Here is a 10815-nt window from a genome sequence, read left to right as displayed (position 1 = left end):
AAATCAAATCGGTCAATGAACTTACGCGCATTTCTCGCCAAGCTTCACCATAATCATGGTTCTTGTTTTCCATTAAATCTTTAGTAATCGTAATTTTTTCGTCGTATAATTTTACAGCTTCATTGACATCTAAATCAGGTTGCAATGCAATTCCTTTGTCTAGTTGTATTAATGCCATGATCGAATAATTGATGATCCCAATAAACTCTGAACTTTCGTCTTCATCTACTTTTCGAATCTCATTTTCTTGTAAACTACGAATGCGTTGTGCTTTTATAAATATTTGATCGGTAAGCGATGGCAAACGCAAAATACGCCACGCAGAACCATAATCTTTCATTTTTTTGGTGTATAAATCTCGACAAATTGTAATGATTGCGTCGTATTGTTGTGAAGTATTCTTCATTTTTTAATTTATATTTGTATCAAATTTGTTCAAAAATAAGGTATTTTTTTGATTGTTGATTGAAGATTAACGATTTTTGAATGCAGATTTATAAAAACTCAATTTCACACCAATGACAATTAACTGCAAAGGACAACTTATCGATTTGTCGACGCCAAAAGTAATGGGAATTTTGAATGTTACGCCAGATTCTTTTTATGATGGCGGAAGCTTTACTTCGGATAAAAATATTTTGTATCAAGTTGAGAAAATGTTAACCGAAGGTGCCAGGTTTATTGATGTTGGCGGACAATCTAGCAAACCAAATGCGGTAATTGTTTCGGTCGATGAAGAACTAAATCGAGTGGTTTCGGCAGTTGATTTAATTTTAAAAAATTTACCAGAAACTATTATTTCAATTGATACTTTCAATAGTAAAGTAGCACAAATAGCTATCGAAAATGGTGCGGCAATAATTAATGATATTTCTGCGGGAAGTCTAGACGATAAAATGTTTGAAACGATTGCAAAATTGCAAGTTCCTTATATAATGATGCATATGCGCGGCACACCGCAAACCATGAGTAAAATGACAAATTATGATGATTTAGTAAAAGATATTTTATTTTATTTTTCTGAAAAAGTAGCAAAAGCCAGAAGTTTTGGTATTAATGATTTGATTGTAGATCCAGGTTTTGGTTTTGCTAAAACATTGGAACAAAATTTCGAATTGCTACATAAATTGGACTTATTTCAAATGCTTGAATTGCCTATTTTAGTTGGAATTTCACGAAAATCGATGATATACAAAACATTGGAAACCACACCTGAAAATGCGCTAAACGGAACTTCAGTTTTAAATACAATTGCCTTAACAAAAGGTGCTAATATTCTCCGAGTTCATGATGTGAAAGAAGCTGTTGAGTGTGTGAAGTTGTATAATCAATTACAAAAATAAAATTCAAATTATATTTCCTCAAGAGCGACAAATTGCGAATCATATAATTTTCGGTAATAACCATTTTCCTTTTGTAATAGTTGGTTATGCGTTCCTTCTTCGACTACAATTCCTTTGTCGAGAACTACAATTTTATCAGCATTTATAATTGTTGCCAAGCGATGTGCGATTACTATTGATGTTCTGTTTTTTGTTATTGTTTCGGTAGCTTTTTGTATAAGTTCTTCTAAATAAACATCGATAGATGAAGTCGCTTCATCAAGAATTAGAATACTAGGTTTGCTTACATAAGCACGCAAAAATGCAATTAATTGTCGTTGTCCAGATGACAACATATTGCCTCGCTCCTTTACGTTATAATCATATCCGCTGGGCAAACTCATTATAAATTCGTGTGCGCCAATTTCTTTAGCCGCAGCGATAACTTCTTCTCTTGAAATTGCTGGATTGTTTAAAGTGATATTATTATAAATCGTATCTGCAAATAAGAAAACATCTTGTAAAACAATGGCTATTTGTTGGCGTAAACTATCTAGAGTATAATGAGTAATATCATTACCATCAATAGAAATTGTGCCTGATTTTATTTCGTAAAAACGGTTTAGCAAATTAATTATGGTCGATTTTCCTGCTCCAGTTGCTCCTACAATGGCAATGGTTTTTCCTTCATCGACAGATAAATTGATACTTTTTAGAACATCTTCGTCTGGTTTGTAACCAAAAGTTACATTTTCGAAATCGATTTTTCCTTTAAACTTTGGAGCGATTTGTGTACCAATATCTTCAATATGATTATTGGTGTCTAATATTTCAAAAACACGATTGGCGGCAATCATTCCCATTTGCATTTCGTTAAACTTATCTGCAATTTGACGTAATGGTGTAAAAAATATGGAGATATACATAGTAAAAGCAAATAAATCGCCTTGTTTGGTTAATGGATCGTCGTTTAAGATTAACATGGCTCCATAATAGACAATAAAACTTAAGGATAAAGACGAAATAATGTCTGCGATTGGAAAAAATATAGAGTTGTACCAAACATTTTTTACCCATGCCTTTCGGTGTTTGTCATTTATTTCTTTAAATTTTTCGAGTTCAATATCTTCTCTAGTAAAAAGCTGTACTATTTTCATACCTGTAACACGTTCTTGCACGAAAGTATTCATATTAGAAATTTGATTCCTTACTTCTTCAAATGCCATTTGCATTTTTTTCTGAAATATTCTAGTGATATAAATCAGGATTGGCATTGCGGCAAGAATAATCATTGTTAATTTCCAATTCATATAAAGCATAAAAACAAAAACCACTATCATTTTAAGTAAATCACTTATAATCATGAATAAACCTTGACTGAAGATTCTTGCGATAGATTCGATATCAGAAACAGAACGGGTGACTAATTTTCCTACAGGTTCATGATCAAAATAACTAATTTTGAAACTTGTCATGTGCTTAAAAAGCTTCATCCTAATATCTTTTATAATGTCTTGTCCCAACCAGTTTGCCCAATAAACAAAGTAGAATTGGGATAATACTTCGAGAATAAGTGAACTTGCCATAAGAATTACGAATAAAGAAAATCCGTTTTTGTCTTTGGGTAAAACATAATCATCTATTATGTTTTTTAGTAAATAGGGGCGAAGTGCTGCGAAAATTGCCAATAATATTGCCCAAACAATTACACTATAATAACGTTTTTTGTATGGTTTGGTATATTCTAAAATCCTTTTGAAAAGGCTTGTATCAAATGCTTTCATCTTTCTTTATGTACGGATATTCGATTTTTGTGAGAAATAAACCATGTGCTGGAACCGAAAATCCAGCATTTTCTCTATTTTGAGATTCAATTATTTGTATAAAATTATCAATTGTTATTTTGTGTAAACCAATATTAATAAGTGTTCCCACAATAGCACGAACCATGTTTCTTAAGAATCTGTCGGCCGTGATGGTAAATATAAGTTGTTCTTTTTCTATAGTCCAAAAAGCTTCGGTTATCTTACAATTATAAGTATTTACATCGGTATTTGTTTTTGAAAAACATTTAAAATCAGTAAATTTTAATAATGATTTTGCTGCTTCATTCATGGCAATGACATCTAAATTTTTTGATGAATACCAAGCTAAATCATTAGTAAAAACATTTTTGTAAGTCGAAATATGATAATTGTATGTTCGTGAAGTGGCATCAAATCTGGTATGGGCTTCATCGTGAACGGGAATTATATCAAAAACAACAATGTCTTTGGGTAAAAAAGAATTTGCTTTGTGAATAAATTTTGAATTATCTATAACAATATCAGTATCAAAATGACCATACATTTGCTTGGCATGCACGCCAGCATCTGTTCGTCCAGCACCCATAATGTCTATTTCTTCTTGTAAAAGTGTCGAAAAAACTTTGTTTAAAGTTTCTTGTACTGATGAAGCATTGGGTTGGTATTGCCAGCCATGATAATGGGTTCCGTTATAAGCAAATTTGATAAAATATCTCAAAACAAAAAATGAATTTTTTACAAAGATAAAGGAAATCGGTTGGTAATTATATAAAAAAAAACAGAGAACAATATGTCCTCTGAATTTAAGAATTAAGTAAGTAAATTATCTTCTTCCGTGTCCATTTCTGTGTCCACGACCGTTATCGTGATTTTCGCGACCATTGTAACGGTTGTCATCGTTATCTCTGCGACGGTTTTCTACTACAGCGTATTCTCTTCTGTGCTCGTAATTTGGTCGGTAATATTCTTCGCGATAGTTTCTGTAATTTGGGCGATAATATCTTTCTCTGTGATTGTTGAAATAAGTGTAAGGACAATTACCTCTATAATCGATAGCCACTCTATATCCGTGATTTACATCATAATTTTGACAATATTCTGGTAAATATACCGAACGAATCCAACCTCTTGGACCAAGGTAAATATAAACTGATGAGCGAACATCATAGTAAGCTTCTATTTCTGGAAGGTAATAATAATCATATTCTGCTTCGTGATGATCACACCATGTAGGACGTGAACCAATATTTAAACTAACCGAAATTTGTGCGTTAGATTGTAATGTGAATAGCAATATAAATGCGGCGATTGTAAATTTTAATTTCTTCATGATTTATGGTTTTATTTATGAATAACTTAATAAATATGTTTGTTGTTTATCAATTTCCAACAACCATGCCATAAATGTTTATGAGAATATTAAAAAGTAAAATTTAACAAATATTGATACACTTTTTCGGTAGGTAATCCTACAACATTTGTGTACGAACCATCAATGTTTGTTATGCCTACAAGTCCTATCCATTCTTGAATTCCGTAACTTCCAGCTTTGTCGAATGGTTTGTAGTTATCTAAATAATAAGCAATAGCTTCATCGGATAATGTACCAAAAGTAACTTTGGTAATATCATTTATAATCTCGGTTTTATCTTTGGTTTTAAAACAAACTGATGTGATAACTTCGTGAGTTTGGTTGGATAATTTTTGAAGCATAGCAAAAGCGTCATCATAATTTTTTGGTTTTCCTAATGCTTCATTTTGTAACCAAACTAAAGTATCGCTGGTTACTAAAAGTTCATTTTCGAGTAAATCACCATCAAACGCGGAAGCCTTTAATTTGGCTAAATAATCGGTAATTTCTAATGATTGTAATATTTCTGGAAAAACTTCTTCGATTTCTTTCAGCCGAATTTCGAAATCTAAATCTAAATTCTTGAAAAATTCTTGTCTTCTTGGCGAACCAGAAGCTAAAATTATTTTGGTATTTTGGTATTTTTTACGCAACATAATATTTCATATTTATTCCGATTACTGCAATAGAAATGATTCCGAAAAAGATAACGAATTTTAAAACATTACTTAAATGATGAAAATCATTTTTTGTTTCTGCCGACCAAATTTTAATGATAAAATAGAGTAGCGGTCCAACTAAAAAAAAGAAAATATAACCTGTTGCATATTGTAGCTGAAACAAATAATTATATACATAATATAGAATAGACAAAACAGGAACGAAACTTAATACAAATATTAATTTTGATGTTTTAGAAACTCCGAAAACTACTGGTAAGGTTCTTATTCCTTGGTTATTATCGCCTTTTGTGTCTTCTAAATCTTTTACAATTTCTCTAATAAAATTCAGTATAAATGCTATTGTAGCAAAATCTATTATAACAGAAAATACAGGATGCATTTGTTCTCTATTAGTAATATCTGTCGCTGGAAAAATCATAAATAAATCGATTATTATAATGCTAAAAGCTAGTAAAGAAGCCACAATAGCATTTTTTAAAATCATGATTTGCTTAAAGTTTGTAGCATATATATATAACAATGCTGCGCATAAAATGAAAACGGTAACAAAATTAGGACGCATGATTATTCTAGAAAGATAAAATCCAATTCCTACACCAATAATGGTAAAAACAACATATAAATTATAGGCTAATCCTTCGGTGATGGTTTTGCCTACTATAACTTTTTGAGGTTTATTTTCGGTATCAACATCTTGATCCATAATATCATTGATGATATAACCACCAGCAGCAATGCAAACCGTTGAAACTATTAATAGGTAATATTGCGATAGTGCCAAAGCCAAAGGAATATCTTGCATTTTTAGGAATCCAAATAAAACAATGAGTTGCATTAAGGCAATCATTAATAAATTTTGGTATCGAATGAGTTTTAAGTATTTCATTTATTGGATTGTTAGACTTCTTAGAACATTAGATTGTTAGACTTAATTCAAAATTTATAATTATTTTAATCGTGTTTTCCATCAAAATAAGTAAGCCATTTTCCTTGTACTTTCATCACTTGTTCTATCACATCGCGAACAGCGCCATTTCCTCCGTTTATGTGTGAAATATATTTAGAAATTCCTTTTATTTCGGGGGTTGAATCTTGTGGACAAGTAGGTAATCCTACCAGTTGCATGACATGATAATCTGGAATATCGTCGCCCATATATAAGACTTGTTCAGGTTTAATATTGTATAATTCGATATATTCCTTAAAAGTTTCTACTTTGTTTGGAGCCGCAAGATGAATATCTGTGATGCCTAAATTTCTTAATCTAATACGAACACCTTCGTTACTTCCGCCCGAAATAATGCAAACATTATAGCCAGATTCTAGTGCTGCTTTCATAGCAAATCCGTCACGAATATGCATTTCTCGAAGCATTTCTCCAGTTGGAGAAACGTGTACTTTTCCGTCGGTTAGTACGCCATCAACATCAAATATAAATGTAGTAATGTCGTTCATAATTTCTTTATAGCTTTTTGCCATTATCGATAATAGATTTTGTTAGTATTTTATAAATTTCTTTCTGATTTTCGTCTGTTAGAAATTGCAAATGTGTATTTATAGTTTGTGTGTCGTTTCGTTTTGCTGGTCCAGTTTGCGCTTCATTTGGCGAAAGCGAAGCAATCTTGTTTGCAGTTTCGGTAATTAAAGGTTGCAGGATTTCGAAAGGAATATTGTTGTCATTGCAAATGTCGTTTCCAATTTTATACAAATGATTTACAAAATTATTTACAAAAACTGCCGAAACATGCAAAGCTTTTCTTTGATTTGAATTGATATTAAAAACTTTATCAGAAATAGATTTGGCAACCGTTTCTAACAATTTGTAATCTTCCTTATTTTCTGCTTCTAAACAAATTGGAATGATATCAAAACTGATTGCTGCATTTTTTGAAAATGTTTGCAACGGATAAAAAACGCCTTTTCTATTTTTATCATTTAAATCAATTATATCAACACTTCCCGAAGTATGTACGACTAATTTATTTTCAATATTTAATTGATGAGAAACTTCTGCAATTGCATTATCAGAAACCGAAATAATATACAAATCAGCATCAATTAAAGCATTTAAATTGCTTGTGATTTTTGAAGAATCAAGAAGATTTGTTAGACTTTCTTTCTTTCGAGAAAATACTTGTGTTATTTCTACAATATCACTTTTAGCGAAAGCTTTTATCAAATGTTGTGCAACATTTCCAGAACCTATTATTACTACTCGAATCATTTGGCTAAAATAATAAAAAGGTGTGACTTTTACATCACACCTTTTGGTAACTTAGTTTTTTAACAACTTATTTTTTTAATAATTATTAGAAACTATGATTTCTGTTCTTTGTTGAAGTAAACTAAATAATAATACATTTGTTTTTCTTCGTCCCAGCCTTTTTCTACAAATTTTTCGGCACTTTCTGGGTTGATGAAATCTAGTTTTATTTGAATATTAGTATCTAAATTGATTACATTTTTCATCGTTCTTCTTGCATCCGAAACTGCAGCATTGGCAATAGGAAAGCTAGTTAAATCCTCTATGCTGTATTTTTCTCCTTTGTCTACTTTATAGCTTTTAAATTCCGAAATTAAGTCCGGATTGTCAATAACTTCATTCAAGAAGTTACTTTCTTCAAACTGGTCATTTTTTGCAAAATGATTTACAGCTCTATTCATAAACATTACTTCTTCTTTTTTGTCTTCGGCAGGGAAAACAACTTCTTTTGCAAAGTCTTGACAAAATTTTAAATATTTTTTAGTTTTAAAATTTTCATCCTGAAAAGCATCTACCGAAAGGAAATGTTCCAACCAATAGCGGGCATCGTAACGATTACTGTCTACAGTAAGAATCTTATAGCCTTCTTCTTTTTTGTAATTAAAAATCAAACAACCTTTATCCAATTTGTTTAAGTTAATTCCTTGCTGCAAAATCATTTCTAAGGTTGTTCCTTTCTCTTCAAACTGAAGAAAATCGGCTTTGAGTTCACTTTTAAAAACGCCAATAGCATCAACAACATTATTATCAATAGAAATATTGGTTAAATGTGTTACATAAACTTCCCCGTTTTTTATATGTGGATGGTTTGATTGTTCGAAAAGATGTTTGGTAATTTTTTTTGAAATTTCGTGAGTTTTACTTGGGTTTTCAAAAATTTCGCTCGCCAATTTAAACATTTCATTATATTCTAAATCGACATCATGCGCAAACTGAAAATAATTTTCTTCCTTATCACGAAACGCTTTTAGGAAATATTCTTTTAGTAGCGGCATGATTTCGTCGTTTAGTCCATAAGAATTTTCAGATAAAAACATTTCTTCGTTACGACTTACGTTTCCTACACGATGTATAGATAAACTTTCGATATGTGTGTTGAATAAATTGATCATTTTTTTTATTTTTTAGAATAAAGAACCAAGATTAAAGACGTAATAAATGTCTCAAATCTTGGTTTAATATTATTAATGTTGTTTTAATTCGTAATTCGTAATTCGTAATTCGTAATTTTTGTATTAATTCCAATTCTCTTCAAACCCATAATCTTCAAAACTGTCATCGCCGCTAAACATATCTAAATCATCTTCATCTAGATCATCTTCAAATTCGTTATAGTTTTCATCCTCATCATCGGCCATAAAGTTTTTCTCTCCAGATTCTAATGGCATTTCGCCATGTACAAAAAGTGTTTCAGGATAGGTATTTCCAGCTGTTATTTCTTCAATAGCTGCTAATTCGACAAGAAAGGTCCACATATTTATAAAATCGTAAACATAAATTATCTTTGTGTTTTCAGCATCTAAAATATCGGATAATAAATAATCGCTCATGATTTTCATCTCGCCAAGAACATCGCCAGAATCAAAAAGAGGAATTTCATCTTCCTGATTCCAAGTTTCATCGCAAGTATAAAAAGAACCCACTTCTAAACCATCGAAACCAAATGAATTGAAAATTGCATTGTGCAAATCTTCTAAAGTATCGTCGGCAAGTATTGCAATATCTCTAAAAATATCTTCTTCATTGTCAAGAATTACTCTGAATTTGTAAACCATAATCGTATTTTATTTTTAAAGTTTCAAAGGTAAAATATTAATTACGAAATACGAATCATGAATTACGATTTGTTGATAAGATTTTCTTTTAATAAATAAATTAATTTACAATTCATCTCTAAATTTCCACAATTGGGTAAACATAAATTTTAAATTTGCAATGCATGATGCAATTTTGCTTCATCAAACAAACAAATTATGAAGACAATATTTAACATCGCAATCTTATTATTATCTATCACTACATTTTCTCAAACTACTATTTCTGGAAAAGTACTCGATAAGAAAAATCTTCCTATTCCTGGAGCCAACATTTTTATTGAAGGAACTTATGATGGAGGTTCCAGTAACGAAAAAGGAGAATTTAGTTTTACGACTTCAGTAGAAGGAAATCAGGTTTTAGTAGTAAGTTTTTTATCTTATGAAACATCAAGAATAAATTTTGAAACAAATAATTTTCAAAATCAAATCATCACGCTAAGAGAAAATGTAAACACGCTCGATGCAGTTGTAATTACAGCAGGAAATCTTGATTCTGGTGATAAAGCTCGAGTTTCAGTCCTAAAACCATTAGATATTGTAACCACAGCAGGTTCGGCAGGGAATATTATTGCCGCTTTGCAAACTTTGCCAGGAACTAATAATGTTGGTGAAGACGGAAGACTATTTGTTCGTGGTGGTGAAGCCGATGAAACTCAAACTTTTGTAGATGGTATTCGTGTGGCACAACCATACGGTGCAACAACTAATAATTTGCCTACTCGTGGACGATTTTCTCCGTTTTTGTTTAGTGGAATTTCATTTTCTACAGGTGGTTATTCTGCAGAATATGGAGAAGCTTTATCTAGCGTTTTGTTATTAAATACTGAAGACGAACCTGATCAGAACAAAACCAATATGGCCTTTATGACCGTTGGTTTGGGAATTGGGAATACACAAAAATGGAAAAAAAGTTCTTTAAGTGTAAACGCTAATTATATTAATTTAGCACCATATATTGCTGTAATTAAGCAAAATGTAGATTGGAACAAGCCTTTTCAATCACTATCTGGAGAATCCGTGTATAGATATCATTTTGTGAACGGAACGTTTAAACTGTATGCTGCTTTCGATACTTCTCAGTTTGATATTAATCAAGAGAATATTAATTATGCTGAAAAAGTTCGAGTAAATTTAAACAACAATAATTTTTATTTAAACTCTTCTTATAAAGGGAATTTTGGAGCAAATTGGCAACTTGTAACTGGTTTAAGCTACGGTTTAAGCCAAAATAAAATAAAATTGGCTCTTGATAATGTAAAGAATGATGAAAATTCAGCTCATTTTAAACTAAAACTTAGAAAATCTATTTCTGAAAGAGTAAAATTATCTTTTGGAGCAGATTATTTCATTACTGATTTTAATGAAGACTTTACACCAAGTATTGGTTCTGTATTAAATGATGGTTATAAAAATTCGATTGCAGCTGTTTTTTCTGAAGCAGAAATATTTTTTTCAAAAAAGTTAGCTGCAAAAGTTGGCTTGCGAGCATCAAACAATAGTTTACTGAATGAGAATTCGATCTCTCCAAGATTTTCGATGGCATATAAAATGGCAAAAAACAGTCAATTTGCTTT

Annotated in this window: 12 protein-coding genes; 2 read left to right on the top strand and 10 right to left on the bottom strand. The window is 30.9% G+C overall.

All coding sequences use genetic code 11. The annotated features are described in order from the left end of the window. On the bottom strand, positions 1 to 406 hold a 406-nt coding region (locus ABI549_RS12110; protein ID WP_348076724.1), incomplete at its 3' end, for a nucleotide modification associated domain-containing protein. Between the two features lie 112 nt (positions 407 to 518). Between ABI549_RS12110 and folP the strand changes: the two genes are divergently transcribed. Continuing rightward, complete coding sequence (folP, locus tag ABI549_RS12105; protein WP_348076723.1) at positions 519 to 1343, top strand: dihydropteroate synthase; 825 nt, start codon at positions 519 to 521, stop codon at positions 1341 to 1343. An 8-nt stretch (positions 1344 to 1351) separates the two neighbouring features. Here the strand turns inward: folP and ABI549_RS12100 are convergent, their stop codons facing one another. The 9 genes from ABI549_RS12100 to ABI549_RS12060 form a co-directional block, all read right to left on the bottom strand. Next, positions 1352 to 3106 carry an ABC transporter ATP-binding protein gene (locus tag ABI549_RS12100; RefSeq protein ID WP_348076722.1) on the bottom strand — a complete coding sequence of 585 codons (1755 nt, stop codon included), beginning with the start codon at positions 3104 to 3106 and terminating at the stop codon, positions 1352 to 1354. Beyond that, positions 3093 to 3845, bottom strand: a complete 753-nt coding sequence (gene truA / locus ABI549_RS12095; protein WP_348076721.1) for a tRNA pseudouridine(38-40) synthase TruA — start codon at positions 3843 to 3845, stop codon at positions 3093 to 3095. The genes ABI549_RS12100 and truA overlap by 14 nt, the downstream gene beginning before the upstream one ends. Positions 3846 to 3950: 105 nt before the next feature. Continuing rightward, positions 3951 to 4457, bottom strand: a complete 507-nt coding sequence (locus ABI549_RS12090; RefSeq protein WP_348076720.1) for a hypothetical protein — start codon at positions 4455 to 4457, stop codon at positions 3951 to 3953. 89 nt (positions 4458 to 4546) lie between these two features. After that, positions 4547 to 5134: a Maf-like protein gene (locus ABI549_RS12085; RefSeq protein ID WP_348076719.1), complete on the bottom strand. Its 588-nt coding sequence runs from the start codon at positions 5132 to 5134 to the stop codon at positions 4547 to 4549. Then, a complete protein-coding gene (locus tag ABI549_RS12080; RefSeq protein WP_348076718.1) occupies positions 5124 to 6047 on the bottom strand; it encodes a geranylgeranylglycerol-phosphate geranylgeranyltransferase in 924 nt (307 codons plus the stop codon). Before ABI549_RS12080 ends, ABI549_RS12085 begins: the two co-directional genes overlap by 11 nt. A gap of 65 nt (positions 6048 to 6112) precedes the next feature. Further along, complete coding sequence (locus ABI549_RS12075) at positions 6113 to 6640, bottom strand: HAD-IIIA family hydrolase (RefSeq protein WP_348076717.1); 528 nt, start codon at positions 6638 to 6640, stop codon at positions 6113 to 6115. After that, positions 6624 to 7385: a Rossmann-like and DUF2520 domain-containing protein gene (locus ABI549_RS12070; RefSeq protein ID WP_348076716.1), complete on the bottom strand. Its 762-nt coding sequence runs from the start codon at positions 7383 to 7385 to the stop codon at positions 6624 to 6626. Before ABI549_RS12070 ends, ABI549_RS12075 begins: the two co-directional genes overlap by 17 nt. A 92-nt stretch (positions 7386 to 7477) precedes the next feature. After that, entirely contained in the window at positions 7478 to 8536 is a 1059-nt protein-coding gene (locus tag ABI549_RS12065; RefSeq protein ID WP_348076715.1) for a nucleoid-associated protein, read from the bottom strand. Between the two features lie 123 nt (positions 8537 to 8659). Beyond that, entirely contained in the window at positions 8660 to 9199 is a 540-nt protein-coding gene (locus ABI549_RS12060) for a hypothetical protein (protein ID WP_348076714.1), read from the bottom strand. A gap of 198 nt (positions 9200 to 9397) precedes the next feature. On the opposite strand from ABI549_RS12060, the gene ABI549_RS12055 reads away from it, so the two are divergent. Beyond that, the coding region (locus ABI549_RS12055) for a carboxypeptidase-like regulatory domain-containing protein (RefSeq protein ID WP_348076713.1) at positions 9398 to 10815 on the top strand (1418 nt) is incomplete at its 3' end.

The sequence above is a fragment of the Flavobacterium sp. genome (genome assembly GCF_039932285.1).
Taxonomy (GTDB): domain Bacteria; phylum Bacteroidota; class Bacteroidia; order Flavobacteriales; family Flavobacteriaceae; genus Flavobacterium.
The sequence above is the reverse complement of the archived record's forward strand: the minus strand, read 5'-3'. Positions and strand labels throughout refer to the sequence as shown.

Bases quoted from the DNA above. Each gene is read 5' to 3' on its own strand.
- ABI549_RS12085 (WP_348076719.1), bottom strand. From the start codon at position 5,134: ATGTTGCGTAAAAAATACCAAAATACCAAAATAATTTTAGCTTCTGGT.
- ABI549_RS12080 (WP_348076718.1), bottom strand. From the start codon at position 6,047: ATGAAATACTTAAAACTCATTCGATACCAAAATTTATTAATGATTGCC.
- ABI549_RS12090 (WP_348076720.1), bottom strand. From the start codon at position 4,457: ATGAAGAAATTAAAATTTACAATCGCCGCATTTATATTGCTATTCACA.
- ABI549_RS12100 (WP_348076722.1), bottom strand. From the start codon at position 3,106: ATGAAAGCATTTGATACAAGCCTTTTCAAAAGGATTTTAGAATATACC.
- ABI549_RS12060 (WP_348076714.1), bottom strand. From the start codon at position 9,199: ATGGTTTACAAATTCAGAGTAATTCTTGACAATGAAGAAGATATTTTT.
- ABI549_RS12075 (WP_348076717.1), bottom strand. From the start codon at position 6,640: ATGGCAAAAAGCTATAAAGAAATTATGAACGACATTACTACATTTATA.
- ABI549_RS12065 (WP_348076715.1), bottom strand. From the start codon at position 8,536: ATGATCAATTTATTCAACACACATATCGAAAGTTTATCTATACATCGT.
- ABI549_RS12070 (WP_348076716.1), bottom strand. From the start codon at position 7,385: ATGATTCGAGTAGTAATAATAGGTTCTGGAAATGTTGCACAACATTTG.
- folP (WP_348076723.1), top strand. From the start codon at position 519: ATGACAATTAACTGCAAAGGACAACTTATCGATTTGTCGACGCCAAAA.